Origin of the sequence: Microcoleus sp. M2_D5 (genome assembly GCF_036701935.1) — a bacterium.
Taxonomy (GTDB): Bacteria; Cyanobacteriota; Cyanobacteriia; order Cyanobacteriales; family Microcoleaceae; genus Microcoleus.
This window is the reverse complement of record NZ_JAUBRP010000039.1, coordinates 37,138-62,651: the sequence shown is the minus strand read 5'-3', so window position 1 is coordinate 62,651 and position 25,514 is coordinate 37,138. Positions and strand designations below refer to the sequence as shown.

General features: G+C 47.5%; 15 protein-coding genes. 7 read left to right on the top strand and 8 right to left on the bottom strand.

Translation table 11 applies throughout. The features are described 5' to 3' along the window. Positions 1–102: 102 nt before the first annotated feature. From QUA50_RS17395 to QUA50_RS17370, 6 genes are all read left to right on the top strand, one after another. Positions 103–1,254: a transposase gene (locus QUA50_RS17395; RefSeq protein WP_333298559.1), complete on the top strand. Its 1,152-nt coding sequence runs from the start codon at positions 103–105 to the stop codon at positions 1,252–1,254. Between the two features lie 35 nt (positions 1,255–1,289). Then, positions 1,290–3,254, top strand: coding sequence for a PAS domain S-box protein (locus QUA50_RS17390; RefSeq protein ID WP_333265240.1), 1,965 nt, complete (start codon positions 1,290–1,292; stop codon positions 3,252–3,254). A gap of 9 nt (positions 3,255–3,263) precedes the next feature. After that, positions 3,264–3,851, top strand: coding sequence for a response regulator (locus QUA50_RS17385; RefSeq protein ID WP_333265241.1), 588 nt, complete (start codon positions 3,264–3,266; stop codon positions 3,849–3,851). Between the two features lie 262 nt (positions 3,852–4,113). Then, positions 4,114–4,872 carry an SDR family oxidoreductase gene (locus tag QUA50_RS17380; RefSeq protein WP_333265242.1) on the top strand — a complete coding sequence of 253 codons (759 nt, stop codon included), beginning with the start codon at positions 4,114–4,116 and terminating at the stop codon, positions 4,870–4,872. A gap of 136 nt (positions 4,873–5,008) precedes the next feature. Beyond that, positions 5,009–6,106, top strand: a complete 1,098-nt coding sequence (locus QUA50_RS17375) for a DJ-1/PfpI/YhbO family deglycase/protease (protein ID WP_333265243.1) — start codon at positions 5,009–5,011, stop codon at positions 6,104–6,106. Positions 6,107–6,841: 735 nt separating this feature from the next. Then, the gene (locus QUA50_RS17370; protein WP_333265244.1) at positions 6,842–7,546 is read left to right on the top strand and encodes a rhomboid family intramembrane serine protease; all 705 of its coding nucleotides are present in this window, start codon (positions 6,842–6,844) and stop codon (positions 7,544–7,546) included. A 256-nt stretch (positions 7,547–7,802) separates the two neighbouring features. On the opposite strand, the gene QUA50_RS17365 is transcribed toward QUA50_RS17370, so the two are convergent. The 3 genes from QUA50_RS17365 to QUA50_RS17355 all read right to left on the bottom strand — a co-directional run bounded on the left by QUA50_RS17365 (position 7,803) and on the right by QUA50_RS17355 (position 16,795). Next, positions 7,803–10,880, bottom strand: coding sequence for an Ig-like domain-containing protein (locus QUA50_RS17365; protein ID WP_333265245.1), 3,078 nt, complete (start codon positions 10,878–10,880; stop codon positions 7,803–7,805). Between the two features lie 34 nt (positions 10,881–10,914). Beyond that, positions 10,915–14,205 carry an Ig-like domain-containing protein gene (locus QUA50_RS17360; RefSeq protein ID WP_333265246.1) on the bottom strand — a complete coding sequence of 1,097 codons (3,291 nt, stop codon included), beginning with the start codon at positions 14,203–14,205 and terminating at the stop codon, positions 10,915–10,917. Between the two features lie 379 nt (positions 14,206–14,584). Beyond that, on the bottom strand, positions 14,585–16,795 hold the full coding sequence (locus QUA50_RS17355) for a recombinase family protein (protein WP_333265247.1): 2,211 nt from the start codon (positions 16,793–16,795) through the stop codon (positions 14,585–14,587). Between the two features lie 52 nt (positions 16,796–16,847). On the opposite strand from QUA50_RS17355, the gene QUA50_RS17350 reads away from it, so the two are divergent. After that, positions 16,848–18,212 carry a proton extrusion protein PcxA gene (locus QUA50_RS17350; protein WP_333265248.1) on the top strand — a complete coding sequence of 455 codons (1,365 nt, stop codon included), beginning with the start codon at positions 16,848–16,850 and terminating at the stop codon, positions 18,210–18,212. Positions 18,213–18,728: 516 nt separating this feature from the next. On the opposite strand, the gene QUA50_RS17345 is transcribed toward QUA50_RS17350, so the two are convergent. The 5 genes from QUA50_RS17345 to QUA50_RS17320 form a co-directional block, all read right to left on the bottom strand. Continuing rightward, complete coding sequence (locus tag QUA50_RS17345; protein ID WP_333265249.1) at positions 18,729–18,866, bottom strand: hypothetical protein; 138 nt, start codon at positions 18,864–18,866, stop codon at positions 18,729–18,731. A 10-nt stretch (positions 18,867–18,876) separates the two neighbouring features. Then, positions 18,877–20,136 carry a rod shape-determining protein RodA gene (gene rodA, locus QUA50_RS17340; RefSeq protein WP_333265250.1) on the bottom strand — a complete coding sequence of 420 codons (1,260 nt, stop codon included), beginning with the start codon at positions 20,134–20,136 and terminating at the stop codon, positions 18,877–18,879. 459 nt (positions 20,137–20,595) lie between these two features. Continuing rightward, positions 20,596–20,943 (bottom strand): VOC family protein, encoded by a 348-nt coding sequence (locus tag QUA50_RS17335; protein ID WP_190661613.1) that lies wholly within the window; start codon positions 20,941–20,943, stop codon positions 20,596–20,598. Between the two features lie 1,504 nt (positions 20,944–22,447). Further along, the gene (locus tag QUA50_RS17325) at positions 22,448–23,308 is read right to left on the bottom strand and encodes a class I SAM-dependent methyltransferase (protein ID WP_333265251.1); all 861 of its coding nucleotides are present in this window, start codon (positions 23,306–23,308) and stop codon (positions 22,448–22,450) included. Positions 23,309–23,351: 43 nt separating this feature from the next. Continuing rightward, positions 23,352–25,019: an ABC transporter ATP-binding protein gene (locus QUA50_RS17320; protein ID WP_333265252.1), complete on the bottom strand. Its 1,668-nt coding sequence runs from the start codon at positions 25,017–25,019 to the stop codon at positions 23,352–23,354. Positions 25,020–25,514 lie beyond the last annotated feature (495 nt).

Genomic DNA, 25,514 nt, shown 5'->3' with positions numbered 1-25,514 from the left:
AACGCATTAAATTGAGAGCCGACCGTCCTACTTAATGTTTTGTTACATACTTATAAATTTTCCCGCCGACCTACTTAAGGTAATTGTTTTCATGCTGTCATTATGCTATCTGTATGCTATCATGTTAGCATGAAAACACTGAAGTTCAAATTCTACTCCCACAAACCAAACAGATACCTGAAGCGGGCTATCAATGCTTCGGGTAAAATCTGGAATCACTGTATAGCACTGCACAAGAGGTATTATTCGATGTGGGGTAAGCATTTGAACTGTGCAAAACTTCAGAAGCACATTGCCAAACTGAGAAATAAAAATAAGCTCTGGCAACTGGTAGGAGCGCAAGCTGTACAAGATATTTGCCAGCGAATTGATAAAGCCTATCAGCTATTTTTCAAACACCATAGCAAAGGAGTTAGACCCCCCTCATTCCAAAAAGTTAAAAAGTATCGTTCATTCACTTTGAAGCAAGCCGGGTATAAGTTTCTAGGTGCTAACCGAATTAAGATCGGAAACAAAGTCTACCAGTTTCATAAGTCTAGAGAGATTGAAGGGACTGTAAAGACTGTGACCGTGAAGCGTTCACCCCTGGGAAAACTATTTTTAGCCGTTGTGGTAGATGGTGTAGACAATTCGATCTTCAAGCTCAAGTCTGGTAAAGCAGCAGGGTTTGATTTTGGATTGAAACAATTTCTAACCGTTTCTGATGGCACAAAAATAGATTGTCCTGAATTTTTCAAAGGGTCGCTTAGCTTGATTCGGAAAGCATCAAAGGAACTTAGCAGCAAAAAGAAGGGATCGAAAAGTTGGGAACGCGCCAGGAAAAATCTATGTAGACGCTATGAAGACATCACCCATAGGCGTACTGATTGGTTTTGGAAGCTTGCTCATGACTTAACCGATAAGTATGATCTGCTGTGTTTTGAAAACCTCAACCTTAAGGGGATGCAACGTCTTTGGGGAAGGAAGATCCAGGACTTAGCATTTGCTGAGTTCTTGCAGATATTAAAATGGGTTGCCAAGAAAAAAGATAAGGTCATCGTATTTATCTATCGCTGGTTTCCTTCCTCTAAAACCTGCTCTAAGTGTGGACGTGTCAACGAAAAATTAGAACTTTCCGATCGTTTCTGGCGTTGCCCTAGTTGCAACACAGGACACGATCGCGATGAGAATGCTTCAGTAAATATTTTGAACGTAGGGACATCTACGTTCGGGTTAGGGGATGTTAGACAGGCTTGCCCTGCGATCCCTGCTTGAGTCCTTAGAATCCTAACCCTGAGCGGGCGGGGAGTATGTCAAGAAACAGTGAAGAGCAGTTTCGCCATGCGTTTGAAGATGCCTCTATCGGAATGGCGATCGTTGCACTTGATGGGCACTGGATTAAAGTCAATCCTGCCTTATGTCAGATTCTTGGCTACTCCTCAGAAGAGTTGTTAGCGTTAACTTTCCAAGACATCACCCATCCTGACGATTTAGACCGGGATCTTAGTTATGCACATCAACTATTAGCAGGAACTATTTCAACTTACCAACTGGAAAAACGGTATTTCCACAAACAAGGACATATTATTTGGATTATTCTTAATGGTTCGCTAGTACAAGATGGACAAAAAAAGCCACTGCATTTTCTTTCTCAAATCCAAGAAATTACAGCTCGAAAAGAAGCTCAAAAAACGCTAGAACTTCAAAGCGTTATCATGAATAACATGGCAGGAGGAGTGTGCTCGATCAAAGCCTCAGACCTCACGATCGTCTACACCAATCCAATCTTTAATGCTATGTTTGGCTACCCAGAGGGCGAACTAGCAGGTCAACTCCTTGGTGTCTTGAATTATGTCAATACAAATTTTACACCCGATGTAACAGTTCTAGATATCGTCACTCAAATTCAACATAACGGGGAAGCGAAATATGAAGTCCAAAATAAAAAGAAAGATGGAACTCTCTTTTGGTGCAGAGTTAATACATCCATGTTTGAGCATCCTGAATACGGAACTGTATATGTTGCCGTTCAGGAAGACGCAACAGAGCTAAAACTGGCTGAGCAAGCCTTGCAAGCTACCACAAATCGCCTCAACTTTCTTCTAAACTACAGCCCCGTTGTCATTTTTAGCAGTAAACCAGCCGGCGATTATAGCGCAACTTTCATCAGCGAAAATATCAAAGATATATTGGGCTACGAAAGCCGCGAGTTTTTAGAAGATGCTAAATTTTGGGTGAATCACTTACACCCCGATGATGTAGAACCAGTGCTGAATGGCTTAGCAAATCTATCCGTTAATGATTTTTACTTCCACGAATACCGTTTGCGTCGCTCCGATGGGGTTTATCGCTGGATGCTGGCTCAGCTTAGGCTAATTCGAGATGATTCAGGTACACCAGTAGAAATCTTGGGATATTTAATTGACATTGGCGATCGCAAACAAGCTGAGTTGGAATTTCAGCAGGCAAATGAAGCAAACCAAGCCAAGACTGTCTTCCTTGCCAATATGAGCCACGAACTCCGCACCCCCCTCAACTCAATTTTGGGATTCACGCAATTGATGAGCTATGAGAGCAATCTGACTCCTTCTCTCCAAGAACGTTTACAGATTGTCAATCGTAGCGGTAGACATTTATTAGACTTAATTAACGATATTTTAGATTTATGCAAAATAGAGAGCGGACGGCTGACACTCAATCCTTCTGAGTTTGATTTGGCAAATTTGCTGACATCTATTGAAGAAATGTTCCAAGTTAAAGTCCAATCTAAAGAATTACAGCTAGTTGTCGAGCAAGAGCCAGACATTCCTCAATTTGTGCATACAGATGAGAAAAAACTATATCAAGTCTTGACAAATCTACTGAGTAATGCGATTAAGTTTACCAATCAAGGAAGCATCACCCTACGGGTAAGAACAACACAAAGAGACCAAACGTCCTGTCACCTATGTTTTGAAGTTGAGGATACAGGTGTCGGAATTGCGCCTGCAGAAATTGATAAATTATTTAAGGTTTTTGTGCAAGCCCAAGCTGGAAATAATTTGAGTCAAGGCAGCGGGCTTGGTTTAGCCATCACTCAAAAACTCGTCAAACTTATGGGCGGTCAGATTCGGGTTAAAAGCACTTTAAACCGAGGTAGCACTTTTTCCTTTGAGATTGGTGTACAGTTACCTCAAGCAGAATCCTTACCCCCAGAATCAATTAATCAAAGAGTAATTGATTTAGCTCGCGGACAACCAAGTTACCGCATTCTTGTTGTTGAAGATTTAGAATAAAATCGCCGCTTGTTAGTCGATAGCCTTACCTCGGTTGGTTTTGAGGTGAGAGAGGCAAAACAGGGAGTGGAGGCACTCTCACTGTGGGAGAGTTGGCGGCCGCACCTAATTCTGATGGATTTGCGAATGCCGATCGTGGATGGCTACACTGCTATTAAATATATTAGAAAATTTCCTAAAAGCCAAGAAACTGTCATTATTGCTTTAACTGCCAGTGTTTTTGAAGAAGAGCGAGAGAAAGTTCTTATGGCGGGCTGTAACGACTTTATAGGCAAGCCATTTCAGCAGAGAGACATTTTTGACAAAATCGCTAAGTATTTGGGAGTGCAATATATTTACGAAGTCGTAGAACCAACTACCAAAAAACTATTTGTTGAAACGCTGTCTGTAGAATATCTATCCATGATGCCCCCTCAGTGGTTAGAACAAATGTATCACGCCACTTACTATCTCGATACCGAAGTTATGAACGAATTAATTGAACAAATTCCCGAATCTAAAGCAGGTTTGTCCAAGGCACTCACTAATTATATCAATAATTTTAATTCTGACCGAATTATGGAGTTAATTCGACCTCTGCTGCCGAATCCACTGTAGTTATCGAGTTTAAGGACAAAGAAGCTATAGTGCTGCAACCAGTGACTATATTTCCAATAGAAACCAACAGGGGAAAGGATTTGGATTTTTTTGGAGATGTGTGTTGCAGATATCCATCAGCATGAGGTAAAGTCATATAAATTAGATGGAATGTGCTGTATCATATAGCAATTCTATTTCGTGTGTGAAGGGGATTTATTTTTTTTATTAACCGCAGAGGGCGCAGAGGGCGCAGAGAAAGAGAAAAGATAGAGATAGAGAAATGATTGATTTAACCGGAAAGGTAATTTTAGTAACTGGTGGCTCGAAAGGGATTGGTGCAGTGACGGTGCGGACTCTGGTTAATGCTGGGGCTGAGGTGATTTTGCATTACTTTCGCAGTCAGAAAGAAGCTGAAGCGATCGCAGCAAGTGTTGGGCGCGATCGCTGTTATTTATTGGCCGCCGATTTGATGGTGGAAAATGCTGCCTCGATTTTGTGGCGAGATGCTTTAAAATGGCGGGGTCGTATTGATATTTTAGTTAATAATGCTGGAATTATGCAGTCAGCGGGTATAGAGGACGAGTTCGATATTTGGTCTTCTGTTTGGCAGCAAACTCTACAAGTTAATTTAGTTGCCGTTGCCGATTTGTGCCGGGAAGCAATTATTTATTTTAAAACTCGCAGGGTCGGTACAATTATTAATATAGCAAGTCGCGCTGCTTTTCGCGGTGATGACCCGAATTATCTGCACTACGCCGCCTCAAAAGGTGCTATTGTTGCTTTAACTCGCAGCATTGCTAGAGGGTTTGCGGCTGATAATATTTTGGCTTTTACAGTTGCACCGGGATTTGTCAGTACAGAAATGTCTAATCAGTTTATTCAGGAGTTCGGTGAAGCTGATATTATTCGCGATATCCCGATCGGCAAAATCGCTCCTCCTCAAGATGTTGCCAATGTTATCGCGTTTTTAGCGTCGGGTTTGGCTACGCACGCTACCGGAACTACGATCGACATTAATGGAGCCTCTTACGTGCATTGAGACAGTTCTGTAAAATACCTCTCAAGGCTCACCCCGATCTCTTTTAAAACTCACTAATTTATCACTTTAGCAAGACGCTAAAAACATCATAAATGAATTAGTGTTATATGAAAAGATAGTCTGAGGAAAGTTGATTGTGACAACAGATAACGGCACCAACACCAAACGAGTTGCCATACTCATCGAAAATGGAGTTGAAGATTCGGAATTTCTAGTTCCTTACAACGCTTTAAAACAAGCAAATTTTGATGTAGTTGTCCTCGGTTCGCGGACAAACGAAAAGTATGCAGGGAAACAAGGAAAAGTTGCCCAGCAAGCTGACGGAACTACCACTGAAGCAGTGCCTGCAGAATTCGATGCAGTGATAATTCCCGGCGGCATGGCTCCAGATAAGATGCGGACTAATCCCAATACAGTAAGGTTTGTACGAGAAGCATTTGAGCAAGGAAAAATCGTCGCTGCTGTTTGCCACGGCCCGCAAGTTTTGATTGAAGCCGACTTGCTGAAAGGCAAAAATGCGACTGGTTTCTTGGCAATTAAAACAGACATGACTAATGCCGGGGCTAACTACATTAACGAAGCTTTAGTAGTTGACGGCAACTTGATCACTTCCCGCCAACCGGGAGATTTAGCAATATTTACCACCGCCATTATGGCTCGCCTCGGTTACGGCGGAAAAGAAGTCGGTTTGCCCGAAGAAACTGACACAAATGCAGAATGGTGGAAATTAGCTAATGGTTGGGGAGGTTCTACACAAGGCGACATTGTTAAAGGTTTGAATACCGCCCTCGCAGGGGAACGCTATGCTTGCGAAGCATTTGAACATTATGCGGAAAAAACCCAAGATAGCGATTTGCGATCGCTCTTGAGAGAGATGATTCAAAATAAACAGAACCACATCCTCGCTATCGAAAAGCGCCTCAACGATTTCGGTGAAAAACCCTCAATTCCCGCCCAAATTGCTGACAAATACGCTAAATTAAAAGCCTCGATGCAAGGAACCGATGAAACGTTCTTGCTGCGGAGCACTCTGGGTGATTTGCAAACCGGTGTTGTCGATATCAACAACCTGCGGGTGAAGTTCACAGATCCGGTATCAACGGCCATTTTTACAGAAATTGAATCGGATTTGTCTAAGTGTGAACAAGTCGTTGCTAAACTCTTCCGCGCCCGTGCAGTTTCCCAGGAAATTAAAGCTCCCAAACCTTCGACTAGCCCTGCTGTAAAAATGTAATCAGCAAGGGGATAAATAAGTTTGTACTTTGGTTTAGAGGTGAAAATCAGTACCAATATCGCAACTACAAACTTCCCCTGCAATCCTACAATATACGCCTTTGCGGTAAAATAAAACCCAACACTAAAAAGCAGATATTCAACTAACTGCAAGGTGGAGGGTTTTATTAAATGGGTTTTATTTTTGTTTCACCGGAACACGGCGGGTTTGAAGGAAGCTTGCGGCATCCGGGGGCGGTACAAGCCCCCCGATTCATCCGTGTACAAATAAAAAATATAGTATCCGATAAGCAGCCCCCGGATACCTCCGTAATATCATGTCCGATGGATTAATACTAATTATAAAAAATCATGCAACAGTAGCTGTAGGGTGCGTCGCTACCCTTAAATTATCAAAAAAAGCGACTATCTTACAGCGACGCACCTTACTCATAACTGTTGCATGATTTTGGAGAAGTGGTATAACCCTAGTATCCCGGTCGGGGCGGGTTTTTGAGATTGTCAATTATTGGCAGGTATTGTTGGTGAACCCGCCCCTACAACAATCGCGTTCCCTCGACCGGAAATGATATGAGGTCGCTTTCTTCAATTCTTTAAATCTTCAATTCTTTAAATCCAAAATCTAAAATCTAAAATCTAAAATCGATTGGCTTGTCCCCTCTTCCTTTAGACAGGAGACACATGGGCTATAAATGCGCTACTGTGTTGCCAATATTTTGATGAGGAAAAAAAGGCTGTGGTTCCCTTACGCGATGAAAATCCAATTACTATCACTCCCTACGTCACCTACGGGCTGATTGCCGCAAACATATTAGTATTTTTGTACGAACTCAGTTTGGGCGATCGACAATTAACCGAATTTTTCTACTCTTGGGCCGTAATTCCTTGCCAGTTAAGCAATATGTGTCGGGTTGCTCTGCCAGTTTCGCCATTTCCCGAATGGACGACACTAATTAGCTCCCAATTCCTGCACGCAGGCTTTCTCCACATTGCCGGAAATATGTTATTTTTGTGGATTTTTGGCAACAACGTAGAAGACCGTTTAGGACACGTCAAATTTATAATATTTTACCTTACTTGCGGCGTTTTAGCATCACTAACTCAGTGGTTTTTTTCCTCAGCATCGGCCATTCCTTCCCTGGGTGCTAGCGGCGCGATCGCAGGCGTCATGGGAGCTTACATTCTCAGATATCCCCAAGCCAAAGTTCTGACACTGCTGCCCTTGGGAATCTTTATTACCACCGTCAGAGTCCCCGCTTTCTTCTTTCTAGGATTTTGGTTTGCACAGCAAGCATTAAGCGGCCTGGCGTCCTTGAATGCCCCGGCAAGTGTCGGCATGGAATCCGGGGGAGTTGCCTACTGGGCCCACGCTGGTGGCTTTGTTTTTGGCGCTATTCTCGGCCCTTTGTTGGGATTGTTTTCTGAAGATAATCAGATTTAATTTTTCACCGCAGATGAACAAAAATTCACGCAGATAAACTGCCCAGGAAATCGGCGTTTATCCGCGTTTATCTGCGGTTTCAAACCTCTGATTTTTCTCAAATTTCGGCGCTATTCTCTTGCCTTTGCTGGGATTGTTTTCTGAAGATAATCGGATTTGATTTTTCACCGCAAATGAACGCAAATAAACGCGGATAAACTGCCAAGAAAATCGGCGTTTATCCGCGTTTATCTGCGGTTTCAAACCTCTTATCTTCCTAGATAAACGTTAAGTCAAATTCCGAAAGAGCAGAAACCCCAGTTACACCATTTAACTTCGCCAAAATGCGAGAATCGCTGCCGGTGAGGTTATTGCCATTGCCGTCATAAATGATGTAAGTATTGCCGCCGGAATCGTAGGCAAACAAGAAAGCAGTTCCTCCCAGAATATTTGCAGAAACCGTTGTCTGCACATTCAGCAGAACTTGGGTGTTACCGCTGAGATTGGCAAATCCGGGGGCAAAATTAAACTGATCGGCGATCGGCACACCGAGACCGCTAAAATCAGTAATCACATCGTATCCGCCCGCCGCGATCGCAGCCTCGATCGCCGCCGAAGAAGCGGCATCAAAAGCCGGCCCACCTTGTGCAGGGCTGGTATAGCGGAATAGATTGCTGCCGCCGCCCCCTGTCATGGTATCTGCGCCGAGGCCGCCTACGAGCACGTCGTTATCCAAACCGCCGTTAATCGTATCGTTGCCGCCTTGACCATCAATAGTATCGCTGCCCGACAAACCGTCCAAATTGTCCGGCAAAGAACCCCCCACTAAATTGTTAGGCCCGCTATCAGCCGGCAAGATTTGAACGGTGACAGTACCTACGCCCGGAACTGTCCCGAATCCGTCGCTGACGCTGTAGGTGAAAGCAGTTGTACCCGCTACGTTGCCGGGGATGAATTGCACTTGAGAGACAAGATTTACAGCTACGCCCAGTTGCGGTGTGCTGACATTGATAATGCTGAGTGTCCCTTTTTGTGGGCTGGAATCGTTCGCCAGTACGTCGATGAAAGTGGGCAGCAAATTATTCGTATTGGTAAAGACGATGCCGTCATCGACAGCAATCGGCGACAGGATAGTTGGAACAGTTACGGAGGTATCGAAAGAATTGATGTTAATCGCCACTGACGCTGCTGCGGTGCCGCCTTGGTCGTCAGCTACGCTGTAGCTGAAAGAACCGGCTTGCCCGATCGCGTTTGTTCCAGGTTGGAATGTCAGCCCGAGTAAATCCTGAACGGTTAACTTTTGGTTCACGGCGATCGGGTTCGTACCCGTAATTACCTGACCGAAAGTAGGATTGGGAAGTCCGACTACCGCGATCGACAGCGGCTGGCCCTCCGGGTCGCTGGGCGCCGAAATGCTCAGAGAAAGAGGCAAATTCTGCAAACCAGTCACCGTCTTGCCCGCTTCCACGATCGGCGGCTGGTTAGGAGTCGGAGATGTAAAACTCGGCGGAGTCGGCCCCCCGCCCAAAGGCGGAGGAGTTGGGGGCGCCGCAGTTGGAGTCGGGACTATGGAAGGGATCGGACTCGGAGTTGTCCCGCCCGCAGTCGGAGTCGGACTTGGACTCGGACTCGGACTCGGAACCTGTGTCGGCAATGTCCCCGGCGATGGAGTTGGACTCGGAGTTGTCCCCGGCGATGGAGTTGGACTCGGAGTTGTCCCCGGTGATGGAGTTGGACTCGGAGTCGGTGCCGGAGTCGGACTCGTTGCCGGAGTCGGAGTCGTCGCCGGAGTGGGAGTCGTCGCCGGAGTGGGAGTCGTCGCCGGAGTCGGAGTCGTCGCCGGAGTCGGAGTCGTCGCCGGAGTCGGAGTCGTCGCCGGAGTCGGAGTCGTCGCCGGAGTCGGAGAAGGACTTGTCCCCGTTGCCGGAGTCGGAGAAGGACTTGTCCCCGTTGCCGGAGTCGGAGAAGGTGTTGTCCCCGTTGCCGGAGTCGGAGAAGGTGTTGTCCCCGTTGCCGGAGTCGGAGAAGGTGTTGTCCCCGGTGCCGGAGTCGGAGAAGGTGTTGTCCCCGGTGCCGGAGTCGGAGAAGGACTTGTCCCCTCAATGGTGAAAGGATTGTCGTCTACGCGGGGTATTTGAGCTGTAGTGAACCGAGATTCATCTAGCGAGTTCGATCGAACATCAATCAACACCGCCAAAAATTCCCCAGTTCGCCTGTCCCTAATAATCGTGTTGCTAGAATTCGAGCCTTGGCCTTGGAAAATTTCTAACTCTGTAAAGTTCAGACCTCCAGCCAGACCGATCGAATCTCCCGCATTAAAATCTCTAATTACATCAGCATCGCCGATTTCGCGGCCGCCAGTAGTGAGAAACCCGTTGCTACCGGGCGACGTGCCCACCCTACCGAGAACAAAGATATCCGATCCCTCGCCTCCTGTCAGAGTATCAGACCCGCGATCGCCCGAAAGAATATCATCCCCAGCATCTCCAGACAAAGAATCATTGCCATCGCCCCCGAAGAGCAGGTCATCACCCTCGCCCCCATCACCAGTATCGTTACCAACACCGCCGGTGATAACATCCCCGCCCTCGGAACCCAACAAAATATCATTGCCAGCGCCACCTATCAGGCAGTCGTTACCCGTGTCGCCAAAAACAGTGTCACTGCCCTTGTCGCCAAAAATCAGGTCGTCCTCCCCACCGCCGCGCAGACAGTCATTGCCTTTACCGCCGTACAGCGAGTCGTTGCCTTCAGCACCCAAGACAAGATCGTTGCCCTGGTCGCCAAAAGCTACGTCACCGCCCTCGTCGCCAGAAACCAAGTCATCGCCTTTGCCGCCCCGCGCCGTGTCATTGCCGCGCCCGCCCTCAACAATATCTTTACCAGCGCCGCCGTTGAGAGAATCGTTACCGTCTTCGCCCCTGAGTAGATCGTCTCCGTCCCGACTCAAAAGTGTGTCGTCGCCGGCACCCCCGGCAATCGTGTCATTGAACAAGCTGCCGATTAAATAGTTACTGCCCTCATTTGCGACAACTAAGCCATCGACAAAAAGTGGCTCTGGGGGAGGCGTCGGAACTGTCAGAGGTGGCCGCGGCACCGGGGTGATCGAAATGTCCGGGCCCGTCCCCGTCACCATCGGCTCCGTCCCCGTCATCATCGGCTCCGTCCCCGTCATCATCGGCTCCGTCCCCGTCATCATCGGCTCCGTCCCCGTCATCATCGGCTCCGTCCCCGTCATCATCGGCTCCGTTCCCGGCGACGGCGTAGGCTGCGGCACCGTGCCGCTATCCAAACTATCCGCGTTTTCATCGGGTAGCCGCCCTTCGAGAAAAATTAGTGGTACTGCACTTGGCATTGTTCCGACTCCTTGCGACGCTACTCAAAAACTACTAAATAAACTTAAAGTCAGATGCAGTAATGACGGTGCTGAGCGCTCCTGGCACTGTAGGAATAGAATTCAACACTGCCAAATCGAAAGCTGGGAGACTGTCATCTGCCACATTCGGGTCGAAGCCGAGAACGTACTTGTTAAAAGTATTGTTCAGGTACACGAAGAAAGCTCCCGTTTTGCTCGAACCGTTTTGATTCTTCAACACTGCATTTATTGCTTGAGCGTTGTCAAATTTAGATTCAAACAAAATGACTGATTGCTTGCTAATGTCGTCGCCGCTAGACCCGATATTCCTGACGATAAAACTGGTGAAATCGAGAGTAGTTCCTGAGTTGGTTAAACCTGCGAAATTTGACGACCTGAACAAAAATCTGTCTGTCTCGCTGCCGTTAGCGTTAAAGTCAGCAATCACGTCCACGCCTTCGCTGGGAGTTTCGTAGTAGAAGAAATCATTGCCAGCATCGCCCGTGAGCAAGTCAGAACCGTTGCCACCGCCCAAAATGTCATTGCCGGCACCCCCGGAAAGCGAGTCGTTGTCATCGCCGCCCAATACCAAGTCATTGCCGAAGGCGCCGCTGAGACAGTCACTGCCGGCACCGCCGTCGAGAGTGTCGTCGCCCGCTTGGCCGTCGAGGGAGTCGCTGCCGGCCTCGCCCAACACGTAGTCATTGCCGGAACCTCCGAGTCCCGTGTCGCTGCCTTCTCCACCCAAAATCGTGTCATCGTTGTCGCCGCCCAAGATGGAATCGTTATTGATACCGCCGTCGAGCAAGTTTCTGCCCAATCCACCGTCGATGATGTCGTCGCCTGCACCGCCGTCGAGGGAGTCGTCGCCAATTCCCCCCAATAAGGTGTCGGTGCCGGTGCCTCCAAGTATCGAGTCGTCGCCGGATTCTCCCAACATCGAGTCATTGCCTGTGCCGCCGTCAATGGTGTCGTTGTTGTCACCGCCGCCTAGGATGTCATTGTCATTGCCGCCGAACATCAGGTCGTTGCCGAGTCCGCCGATGAGCGAGTCTATGCCGTCTTCGCCGTCTAGGGTGTCGTTCCCGAGTCCGCCGTCAACGGTGTCGTTGCCGATCGCACCCACCAGCGAGTCGTTGCCAGCTTCACCGAATAAGAGGTCGTTGCCGCCACTGCCATCCATGATGTCGTTGCCGTCGCCCCCAGAGAGGGTATCGTCGCCGGCCCCGCCCAGGATGAAGTCGCTGAGGTTGCTACCTGTAAAGCTGCTGGCCGGGAGTGCGCTGCGATCGACAATATTATCCACCACCGTGATGCTGAAGGATGCCGGCCCGATAGTTGCAGACCCGTCGGAGGCTGTAAACGTAAAACTGTCGCTGCCGCCTTCTGCCAGCAAGTTGTATTTGACGATGTTGTTGTTGATATCGTCTTGGCTGAATTTGCCGCCCACGTTGAGAAACGTGCTACCCCTTTGGACAAAACCTCTGCTAGCATCGGGGGCTTTGGTAATCGTGTAAACGATTTCCAAGGGGCTGTTGTCGGGATCTGTGATTAACAAATCGGCGGCAGTGATTGTCTGGGTAGGATTACTTTTTGCAACCACCACACCGTCGTTAATTATTAGCTGCGGCGGGCTACTGACGTTGATGGTTACTACCGCCTTACTGGTGCCGCCGCTGCCGTCTGAGATCGAGTAGCTGAAGCTGTCAGTACCCGAGAAGCCCGGATTCGGGGTGTACTTGAATACGCCACCGCCCACTGGAACCAGGCTCCCTTTGCTTGCTGGAGCAAAAGTCGTTACAGTCAGAGCGCTTTGTTCCTGGTCAGTGTCGTTCAACAGAACGTTGAAACTGAGTTCTTGACCCGCAACCGTGGTGAAGTTATCGTTAACGGCTCTTGGAGGTTGGTTAAAGATGGGCGGTGTTGGTGTCGGCGTCGGACTGGCTGTCGGCGTCGGACTGGCTGTCGGCGTCGGCGTCGGCGACCCCGGGAACATCGGCACCGGCTCGTCTGGGGGTGTCGGTGTCGGTGTTGGCGTCGGTGTCGGAGTCGGCGTCGGTGTCGGCGTCGGTGTCGGTGTCGGACTGTCTGTCGGCGTCGGTGTCGGCGTCGGCGTCGGACTGTCTGTCGGTGTCGGCGTCGGTAGGGGAAGCGGAGTTGCGCTGCCGGGAACTGTGGGGGCAATTACAAATGAGCTTCGTCCTAGGGTTCTGCTGTCTACTCCGGGCAATACTGCTAAAAAGTCGCCGCTGACGCCGTTGCGAATAATCGTACTGCCGGCTTTGGTTTCGGTGCTTTGGAAGATTACCAAATCTTCAAACTTGAGGTCGCCACTTAACCCGATTAAATCTTCCCCTTGGCGAAAGTCTGTGAAAATGTCGGCATCGGCGAGATCGGGCCCGCCTGTGGTGATAAATGCCGCGTTAGTGCCGTCGCTGCTGCCGCTGGGGGAACTGAATGCACCGATGACGAAGACATCTCTGCCTTCGCCTCCTGCCACTACGTCTTTGCCTGCTTCGCCCCAAATAACGTCGTTGCCAGCACCGGCGTCCACGATGTCGTCGCCGTCACCGCCAAATACTATGTCATCGCCGTCGCCGGAAAAAATTGTGTCCCCGCCGGCGTTTCCGTAGAGCCAGTCGCCTCCTTCGTTGCCAAATAGCAAGTCTTCGCCGTCGCCACCGAAGAGCGAGTCGTTGCCTTGGTCGCCCCAGAGGATGTCGTCGCCTCGATCGCCCAAAAAGCTATCGTCGCCAGATCCCCCGCGCAAGCTGTCGCTGCCTTTGCCGCCGTAAGCCGTGTCTCTGCCTTCGCCTCCGATTACCGTGTCGTTACCGTCATTGCCGTACAGCAGGTCAGGGTTATTTCCCCCATCGAGGGAGTCGTTGTCTTTGCCTCCGTACAGGGTATCGAGTCCTGAACCGCCGTCAAGAACGTCGTTGCCCTCATTGCCGAACAGCACGTCGTCATCGTCGTTGCCAAATAGTAAATCGTCGCCTCCGACTCCTTGCAAGGTGTCGTTGCCTTGCAGCCCGGAAATCACGTCTGGGCCGGGACTGCCAGCTAAGGAGTCGTTGCTTTCTGTGCCGCGGACTACGCCGCCGATGACGGCAGGCGAGGTACCTTGGCCTCCGCCCAATGTGTCGTCTATGCCACCAAAGGTGTCGTCCCCGGAGGGAGGTGGTGTTGGTGTTGGAGTCGGAGTCGGAGTTGGTGTTGGTGTTGGCGTCTCTGGTTCTGGCGTCTCTGGTTCTGGCGTCTCTGGTTCTGGTTCTGGTGTTGGTGTTGGAGGTGGTATAATTACTAATGGCACTGCACTTGGCATTATTTTGGCTCCTTTAAACGACGATCCCGATTTACTTTAAGAACTGATTAGTATCAGTTTGTTGCCACAAATGTGGCTTAAAATTGATTAATAACCCCATCATTTCTAACATACTAAATCAAAACTGCCACGGCTATAGATATTTTTTAAGCCGAGCATCTTTCGATATCAAAATATTAATGATTGCACGTTTTGATGCCTATGTTGGGTATACTTTAATATCGCGCCAGTTCGAGAGAACCTAGAAGTCGGGCTTGGAGTCAGCCCGGTTTATTTATCCACACTCAGAAAAAATAAAAATCTTCGCCGTCATAATTTTTTCTTTCCGAATGTCGAATGCTGAATACAGATTTGCCTTTTGCCTGCAGAAGTGAATGCCTTATGCTGACTGCTGACAAGAAACAGAGCTGTTAATTAGGGGCAGAAGCGGCCCGGTTTGTTCTTGTCCGCTGACGGATAGTTCGCTGTGGCAAAGGTAAAGCAGGGAACAGCGACTTAACAAATCTAGCAGAATTCGCCGCAGTCGCTGTTGGTCGGCCGCTGTTTCCTCTTCGGTTTCCCAGGGACGCCCCTGTTGCGATCGCAAAAATAAGGGAGCGCCAAACAATGTCGCCGCACCGCCGCTCAGCCACAGGGGCGAGCCGGCATCCAGCCAAAAGTGCCATTTGTGGGCGCGGCGACTGCTGCGGTACTGGAAGATGTTGGCGAGGGTGACGGCTCTGGCTGCTGGGCCTTCGGGACGCACTGGAAAGGGGTTGGCGGTGACGGTTCCTTGGCGCAACAACTGGATGAACCGGGCGATGGTTTCTGAGTCGCCGCCGTTTGTGGGTTCTACGCGCTGCATTCGCCCGTTGATTTCCCAGTAGTGGGTGGCGGTTTCCATTAACTCGCGCAGGGCTGCTAGCCGATCGTAGGGCAGGTATCTGTCGTTCATGAGAAATTTCTGGATTGCTCGATCGAGTAGGGCAATTGGGCTCGGCAACAGCCGCTCCTGCTGTTGCGATCGCTGTTGTTCGATCCACTCGACAATGTGCTCGTAGGCCCTGGCTGCTCGATGTCCCAGTCTGTCCCAGCGGGGAAAGGCTGTAATTGGCAGCAATTGAGGTCGATCGATATCTGGACAAAAACAGTGATCGGCGATTAAACCTGCTCTCACTGGGTCGATCGATTTTGGATTTTGGATTTTGGATTTTAGATTGAACATAAGGTTGGAATCTTCAGGTTCCATTTCCCCGTGTTTCTGGCTTCCCAACACTACCAGCATTTCGGCTGCGCCGTCTCGATCGACTAAACGGCCTAGTCCCGGATAAACTAAGGCTAACAAAGTCAGCAAAGCTCGAATCTCTGGGGTAGTCGAGAGGGGACGCTGATCGTTGAGAGATACGGCGGCGATACCATCTCGCGCCAGAATTTCCGTTAAACTGTAACGGGCGATCGCATCCATCCCAGGGGCAATTACGGCGATTTCCTGTGGTTCCACGGCTTCTGACTTCACCGCATCTACGATGATTTCGGCAGTTTCTCGCAGCAGTTGAGCCCGGGAAGTGGTTTGGAGCGATCGAACTTTACCGGGCAAACTCAAGCCTAAAGGATAAAAACCCTCAGAATTAACTGCTAAACTTACCGCTAACTCTCCAATCTCTGGGGCTAAACCCGCTTTTGCGTCCAAATTTTCCACAGTTTGACAGCGGTTTTCGAGTCGGGCCAGGTATTCCGTGTCAGCCCCCAAGCCCAAACGCACCCCTCCATCCCGATTGTAGGAGAACGCCCCCGCTGCACCGAAGTCGAGCATTCGATCGAACAAATGGCAACTTATCGCCGGATAATCGTCAACATCGTCTGCAATGACAGCTTGGTATCTAGAGGCCAAATGCTGCTGGTAACTGACATCCGGCAACAAATAGCGCCAGTAGAGTTCGCAAACAATCCCGTAAGTCAGGAGTCCCCGCGTCAAGCACCATTCCCGCCACCTTTCCAGCAACTCTCCCATGCTAGTCCACAGGTTTGTCGAGCCGCCCTCACCAGCAAATCCCTGTTCCAGAATGCTGGGAATCTCTTCTCTCGGCGTACCGCTGACAGCAGCAAGTTGTAATAAGTCTAGTGTTCGACGCACCATTCGATTTGGACTTACCCCTGTTTTTTGCAAAATGCCTTCGTCTAGTTCGCGACGCCAGAGTCTCGCGGCAAGTTCCAGTTCTGTTTCAGGTTGCAGCCGTAGGGGAAATTGAGCTCTCAAATCCAGCGACTGAACTAGCAGGGGCCAAAATAACAATACTTCCTGCTCAAAAAAACCGAAGGGCGTTGTGGAGTGAAAGGTATATTTTCCTTCGGTAGCGACGGCGATGCGATCGGCTAATTCTAGCCGGTTGTCTCCGTTAGCTGCTAATACTAAAATTGCTGGGGCAGTTTGTCCAGCCCGCCGCCGCCCGGAGATCGATCGCCCTGAAACTGTTGCAGGTAGAAGCTTGACAGTTTTGCTCCAAATGCAGAACTGCTCGACTAAGCGAGTGGTTTTGCCGCTGCGGGCAGATCCGACAATCCAAATTGAATCTTGGGTGGCAGTTCTCAATTTATGTAAATTTGTTACCATACCGTGAATACTTTAATCACTAATGTCTACAGCCAACTAACCAGCTTTAGCTATGAATACTTCTCCGTGGAACAGGATTGTAAAATATCTCTACAGCCTTCACCAATGGTATCGAGAAACGCCTGAGAGGGCTCTAGAACAGGCCTACGATGCTGCGTTAGCAATTAAGGCGATCGAAGACGAGCATTTTGGCGGTCAAGAAATCTCTGAGCGATCGGGAGATTACGGACAAAGCACCCTGTCTTACTTTAAATCCGAACTGCAAAAATACCTCAAGGTCATCCAAACCCGAATGGTTGAGTTTAATGCTAGCCGTTCTTTTTTGGAACTGCCGGAGCGAGTGGGGGCTAAACCCAAAACTGGGCACAGCGCTGATTATCACCACCACGGATTACATCTCAACAATAAAGATAGAGAATCCCTTATATTTGAGAAGCTAAAGTTTATTGATGGAGTTATCTACAAGTATATTGATAATAGTAGATCGACGGCAATTGTTCCGGTTGTCAGTTCAGTAAATCTGCAGGCAAAATCTACAAATAGCAGTTCTCCACCCGATCCAAAAAATAAAGGTTCAGCTAATTCTGTTCAAATTCACGATGGTGAGGTTGACACTAACTATGAAGAAGTAAATTTATTACCGCGATCGCTTTTGGGAACTTTAAATCGAATCACTAAAGATTTAGACCCTGGAGCTGAAAAAGAAGTAGTCAAGAATTTTCGCAATTCCAAAGTAAAAACAATTATTTCCCTCAGATTTATTTTGCTTTTGATTTTAGTTCCGCTGTTGACGAATCAAATCTCCAAAAACTTTCTAGTCGGCCCGATAGTTGACAATTTTAGAGGTCAAGAAAATGCTCCACTTTTCATAAATGTTAACCTGGAAGAAGAAGCATTTCAAGAACTGGAGAGATTTGAGCAGCGCCTCAAATTTGAAAGGTTAATAGGCATTGCTCCCTCGCTTTCTTTAGAGGAAACGGAAAATAAAATTGCCGCGAAAGCAGTTGAACTAGCGGAGGAATACCGCGCTGAAAGTGGTGGAGCCATTAAAAATATTTTTGCCGATTTGATTTCCTGCATGGCTTTTGCCGCGATTATCGTCACTAACAAGAAAGAGATTGAGATTTTAAAGTCTTTTATGGACGATGTGATTTACGGCCTCAGCGACAGTGCGAAAGCTTTCGTAATTATTTTGTTTACGGATGTGTTTGTGGGATTCCACTCGCCTCACGGTTGGGAAGTAATTCTCGAAGGTTTATCGAGGCATTTGGGACTGCCAGAAAATAGGCAGTTCATATTTTTGTTCATTGCAACGTTTCCAGTGATCTTGGATACGGTATTTAAGTATTGGATATTCCGTTATTTAAACCGGAGTTCGCCTTCGGCTGTTGCTACTTACAAGAATATGAACGAGTAATCAGAGGCGAAGGAAGTTCGGCAACGGATTATGTAGCGGATGTAAAGGATAGAAGGAAGAAGGAAGAAGAAAAAAAGATGTAATAATAACAAGGGGTTTCAGGCATTGATAACGTCCTCAGTTGGGCGTCCGCTGCACACATAGTTGCTTACCCATAGCGCACAAAAGCATTTATTGTTTGCGTCAGGAGTGGTTTAATTAATTTGATGTATTTAAGCTGTTGAACCTCTAAGAATCGGGACTTAAATAACTTATAGCGGTTCTCAAAAAGATGAGGTAGGAATGACACCTTATATAACCATAATAACGTATAGGGCCGGGGCCCAACTACGTCCGCGAATCTTTCTGAGAACCGCTATATAATTTTAATTGTTATTGTGGGATGGGCTCTTATAGCCCGTCCTTAAAAGACGGGCTATAAGAGCCCATCCCACTTTCAAGAGTGGAAGTTATTTAATTCTCATTACTAAATTTTATTTGGGGGCGGTTTCTCGCGCGCGCCTCACAATAATTTTATCAAACTAGACTGTCATAAAGGCTCCGCTCAGGAAGCGTAACATTTAGATGCGGCCGATCGACAAAAAAGGCGATCGCCCGCAGAATCTCTCGAAAGAAATCAAAAGGGCGATCGCATTCCCAAAACTCATTACCCATTACCAATGACCTAATTCCAACGCTTCTTGCGCTGTCGCTGGCTGGCCACAGCCTCCACCAGTCCCAGGCCGAGAAAATTACTCAGCAGCGACGCATTCCCGTAACTTAGGAAAGGCAGCGGAATGCCCGTAACCGGCGCCAAGCCAATGTTCATCCCAATATTTACGAATACCTGAAAAATCAACATTGACAGTACGCCGATCGCCAGCAAAGAACCAAAATTATCGTTAGCAGTTTGAGCGATCGTCACCAACCGGAAACAAATTAACCAGAAAACAAACAGCACGCAAATACAGCCAATAAACCCCAATTCTTCGCCAATAGCTGAAAAGATAAAGTCTGTATGCTGTTCGGGAATAAAGTTAAGCTGAGTTTGCGTTCCCTGAAACAAACCCCTGCCTTTGAGTTCCCCGGCCCCAATAGCAATCCGAGATTGAATCAAATGATATCCGCTACCTAAAGGGTCTTTCTCTGGGTTTAAAAAACCTGTCAGACGCATTTTTTGATAATCCTTGAGTACATTCCAAAAAAGCTGTCCGACTTGTCCAGAAACAACGTTCACCAACACAGCACCGAAAGTCCCCAACCAGGGCCAAGGCAGGGTTCGCCAAGCGATAATACCTGCAACAACTACCCAGGCTACCCAAATCGGTGTATACAGGTTATTGAGGAGAACTGAGATGAGAGGAGAGAATAGCAATATTAGCCAGCCGGGATTGACATTTCCCCAGTAAAACATCCCCATTGTGATCGCGCCGAAGACTAAGGAAGTACCTAAATTTGGTTCCGCAAAGATCAATCCCCAGGGTACAGCCATAATCGCCAGCATCCTCAACATATTACCCACCGTGGGGACAGTCTTGTCGTGCAGGAGAGCTGCTAAAGTGATAATCATGCCTACTTTGGCAAATTCTGACGGTTGCAGGTAAAAGCCGCCGATGTTGATCCACCGCTGGGCACCGAGCCCTGTAGTACCGATAAACCGCACTGCGATCAGGGACAAATTGATTAATATATAAATTGGCCATTTCCACTCAATCAGTGTTTGGTAACGGCATCGGGAAATGATGATAGCGAGGAACAAACCAACTGCCCCAGTTATCCAGTGCCGCCACCAGTCGATCAGCCCCTGGTTGATTTCGACGCTGCGGATCATGACTCCCCCGAAGATGGTGAGGGCGATGCAAGCGCCAAACAGCCAAGGGTCTGCTTCTTCCCAGGGTTTGAAAATTGATTTCCAGCGGTTTCTGACTTGTATTCTCTGCAGCATGAGGATTTTAGATTTTAGATTTTAGATTTTAGATTATCGAGCCGATTTTCGGAAGTTGTGGATATATTTTGGATTCACAGCCTGCACCTTACTTGAGAAGCCTCGGTGTGAGTACCTCAGATTATTCGGGGAGTTGTAGGGATGTTCCGGGAACGGAAGAAGGAACGCCCAACCGGGTATCTGGGTATTCTATTTTTTTCTGGGCGCTTACTTAATTTAGGATCGTCAATTAAATAATTTCCCTTTTTTCTTGTGGGGTGGGCCTGAAAGCCCGCCCAGAAAGGACGGGCTTTCAGGCCCATCCCACAACAGTCATGGAAAGTGGATTTTATTTAATTCTCATCCCTTAGTTCGCGCACGTGTTCAGAAACCGGGTTTTTGTCGAGAAGACGCACTGCAACTCGCAGAAACCGTTAAAAACCCGGTTTCTTGGGTTTTGATTCGTAAGCCCTAGAATTGTCAGGCCGGTTCGTAAAGATATTCAAAACCGTTCCCATCTGGATCTCTGCCGTAGAAGGATGCAGTACCGTCGCGGTGTTCGTGGATGTGGGTGACGGAAACACCATCGGCTTTGAGTTGTTCGTAGGCGGATTCCATTTCGGTACGATCGTCAAATACAAACCCAAAATGTGGCCCTGCTTGGTCGTAACTCGGACTCAACAGCGCCAATCCGTCCTCTCCTGCTTTCAAATAAGCCCAGTCTGCATCTTTCCAGACTAACTCCATGCCCAAGTTGCGGTAGAATTCAGCAGACTTCTCTATGTCTTGCACGCAGACGGCTACGTGTCCCAATCGTTTTAGTTTCATCTCTACAAAGTTTATGGTTGTTCTTTCGTTTATTGTATCTATTTTATGATTTATTGCTCGATTAATTAGGTATTTTTTCAGTTTTTTGGTCGCGGCTAACTGTACTTTTTCTACTTGTTTGCTAGCGTCGATTTCGCTGAACACTTGAATGGCGCGGTCAAAATTTTCTTGGGTTTTCTTGATGTTACCCAGTTTTTGTTCTGTTAGTGCTAGTTGATAGCAAGCTTCGGCTCGGTCTAATTTAGCGCTGGCTCGATCGACTATTTCGATTGCTTCTGGATGGTGCAGCAGGGCTCGGTCAAATTCTCCCGGTTCTCGGTACAGCGCTATACCGCTGAGAGATTTGGCTTTGATGCTGCTGTACTGGTTTTGGTCGGCGATCGCGATCGCTTGGCGGTACAAGCTCAAAGCTTTGTCTGTCTCTGGCAGGTTTTGATAGGTGGCGGCGAGAAAAACTAACTTGTATCCCGTACCCACCAACTGACTGTTTTCCCGATCGGCATAAAGTTTTTCGGCGAGTTCTTCCGCCTCTTTTTGGGTTCCGATACAGGAGTTGAGGAAAGCTAACCCGACATCGATCGAATAGCTATTACTCCCGATTTCGTCCCGCGAATTTGTCAGCTTGACAAATATCTCCATAGCTGCTTTTAATTCGCACGTTTCTATTTGACAAAAACCTATATTAATGGCAGAGTTAACTTTCCAGAATTCCAGATTAGCTTGTTTGCCGTTTTCCGGCTCGCTGCTTTTCGCTATAATTTGCAAATATTTAGTAGCTTTGATTTCTGAGATTTGATGGCATTCTATGGGTTGATTTATTTCGCCTAAGATCCGGTAAAAAACGCCTAAAATACTGTATACACCGCTCAAATAATAATCAGAAGTCAGATTGTTAACGAGAATAAATTCGGCATGATAAATGCGGTCTCGTCCGCTTCCAAAGCAGTTGGTGGCCGGCTAAGTGCGATCCTCTTTGAGGGCTTCGCTAACGAAAAATAACTTTGAAACCGGGTGACGTGGTTCGCGTCGCGAGACTTGACAACATTACTTTGATAGTTGAAGCGTAGTTGGGAAACCATCGGGATGTGGGGAGTTATCGGAGGGTAGAAAAAATAAAGTTGCGATCGCGCTTCTATTTCGATACATTTCTCTTCAAAAGGGCGATCGTACTTCTGGCCTCTGTTAATTTCAATATTCTAGAGTTTAACCTCAACCACAACTCACCGCTGACAGTCGCCAGTCCGCCAGACCGCCAGGGAATGAATTCCACGGGGCTTATAGCTAAAGTCCTCGCTATGAGGACTAATGAGTTTTTCAGTCCTCATAGCGAGGACTGTCTTCTTTGAGGCAGGGGTTTCAACCCTTGCCGGACTGCGGGTTTAACCTAGTTGTTGACACGAAGAGGGACAAAGGCTTTCGCCGTGTCCCTACTTACACAAATCCTATGTGTCATGCTGAGTGAAACGAAGCATCTCGCTCGATGCTTCGCCCAAATACCTAAGTCCTATTTTTCATAACGAACTAGAAGATGCCAGAGAAAAATATCCGGGTCGTCATGCTCGATCATCTCTTTAAACATCGAAACAAAAGGCTCATAGTCCAAAAACTGCATCTCCAAACTGAGTTGTTGCAATCCCGCTTCTTTAAAGATGCGATTTAACCGCAAGGGAGTGTAATAAATCTGGGCCTCTTGCCACTCAGCATCCCAAACTTTATTGCCGTAGACATCGATAAATCCCTCTGTAACACAGTGAGCGTGTTTGCGACTAAAATAGGCAATTTCTAAAAAGCATAACGTGGTTGGGAAATATCCGTATATCTTGCCACCTGGCTTGAGAACTTTACCAAATTCCCGTATCATCTCGCGGTTGGTTTTATCCTCACTGGAAACCACGGAATTTGCGAGTAGGACGTAATCAAATTTATCGTTCCACTCCGGTTTTTGTTCGGTGATTAGCGTGGAGTCTACTTGCTCAAACACGATTTGCTGATTGTTCAGTCGGGAATCTCCATCTGCAGTTTTCCAGTCTGCTTGTGCTTTTTCAATCGCTGTTTTGGAAAAATCGGTACAGTAGATTTGTCCAATTTGGGGGCAAAATTCTAGTAAGGTTTTCTGAAGATAAATTTCCGAGCCGCAACCGGGAATTAGGACTTTGATGTCAGGCGAGTTGGGAATATCATAGCCGGGAGAACGCTCTGGACGGATTAAGTTTTTGCAGATTTTGGGGTCTTGGGTGATGCTGAAAGCGGTGTTGGTATAATCTTCGTGGCTTTTATCCCACATCTCTTTCTCTTCTTCAAGAGATTTCGAGCCTAGGTTATGAGAAGAGGGAATTAGCCATTTGTAATCATTTGTGCCGGTCATAATTTTTAACTCCAAAATATTCAGTACAGGTCAAATCTGTGTGTCAACCGCTAACAACCAAGCCGCCGTTTTCCAGCACGTACATGACATCCGCACGCAAGGCATGGGCCATCCGGTGGGTGATCAAAATTACGGTGCGTTCTTTGGTGATGCGCTCGATGGTGGCGAGGATTTCGGCTTCTGTGGCGGGGTCGAGGGCGGATGTGGCTTCATCCAGAATCAGAATTGCTGGATTTCTCACCAAGGCTCTAGCTAAAGCGATTCTTTGCCGTTGTCCCCCGGATAACTGTCCGCCCCTGTCACCAACAAGTGTGTCGTAGCCTTGGGGTAAGGACAAAATAAATTTGTGAATCTCGGCGGCTTTGGCTGCGGCTTCGACTTGTTCGTCAGTGGCTTGTAGGTAGCCCATGCGGATGTTTTCCCGCACGGAGCAATTAAAGAGAATTACATCCTGAGAAACCAGTCCAATTTGAGAGCGGAGGGAGCGTACTGTGGCATGACGCAAATCAATTCCATCAAACAGAATGCGTCCTTTATCCGGGTCATAAAATCGCGTCAGCAAGTTGACAATTGTACTTTTTCCTGCTCCACTTTCACCGACAAATACCGCGAATTCTCCTTGGCGAATCTTCAGGGATAGATTTTTAACTCCTCCTCTATCTTGGGAGTAGCTAAAGGTAACATTGTCAAAGTTAATATCGCTGAAAAAGTGAGGTAAATCAATCGCATCCGGTGCATCCTGAATTGCCGGAGTTTCTGATAAGATATCGCTGATGCGTTGCAGCCCTGCTAGTCCATCGATAAATGCAGGCAGTGACGAAGTTAAACCGAGGATATTGAGATTCAATCCTAGCATTAAAACTTGAAAGGAGGCAAGAGTGCCTACGGAAATGATATTCTGGTATGTCATGAAAGCACCGATACTTAAAACGATAAGCTGCGTCAGGACAAAACCAATCATGGGAGCTTTCTGTACTAAGTAGGACAGAAAGGTTGCGCGGACATAAACCTGTTTTAAGTCATTCAAATCGGTGGCAAAATCCTCAGTCATTTGGTTTTCCAGCCCGAATATCTTGACAACGGTTTGCGAGAGGATATTCTCTTCGATAACGCTGGCAATCTGTCCTTCTTTTTGCAGCAACTTATAGCCGACTTCTGTGGCAATGCTGGCAATTTTTGCTGGGGCAACTGTGCAGATGGTTAAACCGATTAAACTGAGCAGGGCTAATTGCCAGTTGAGGAAGAAGAGGAAAACCAGAGAAAATAGGAAGTTAGACAGTTCTAAAACAAGGACTGTCAGCCCCATTGTAATTACACCATTTTCCACCTTTTGGACATCGGCGATGAGACAATTGACAATATCCCCGGCTGAACGCCGTCCAAAAAACTCCATTGAAAGGCTTTGGAGATGCTGGAATAGAGAGTGTCGGATATTGTTGGTGATTAAAATGCCCAAACGCGCTCCTAGGAAAATTCCTAGCAAACCGATGCAGGCATATAGAATTGCTCCGACAACTAGCAATGACAGGATTAGAACCAGAAGACTATAGTTTTGGGGAACGATGGCGGCATCGATGATAAATTTTAAGCTGGCTCGGAAGACTGAATCGAATGCTGCGTCGAATATCAGGCAGATAAAGAGTAAAATGAATTGCCATTTGTAGGAGGCAATGTATTTGTTGAGGGTTTTAAAGAACCAAATAAGTTCCATGAGTTATGGGAGTTTGTCTACAGGCACGATTTATGCTTTGACGTAGCATTTATCCAGGTTTGGATTGGATTCAGTTGCTCTTTTTTTGAGGCTGCATCCTTTCCATGTCTCTATCATGACTCCCCTACCTTGCTCCTGTCAGTCGGAAAAGTCGGATCGTAAAGTCGGAAAAGTCGGATCTTTGCTTCATTGATATATTTCTGAGTGACTGGTTACAAGATCACGCGCTAAAAGACATCGGTAATAATACTGAAAATTAATCGAAGTGTCTGTGCTAATCGGCGGATATTTTTACTTTATAGGAATAATAGGAATCAAAGGTATCAAGCCTTGTCTTTTTCCATTGGGTTGTCTATCTTCGTGGGGTACTTAACTGGCTATGTTGAACTTTTACACCCTTAAGACGATTCCCAAAGTCAATTTCTGAATTTTTCGAGTTATAGGCTATTTCCCTAACTCAATGCACTCTATAAAACCTACCTCAAATACGAGAAC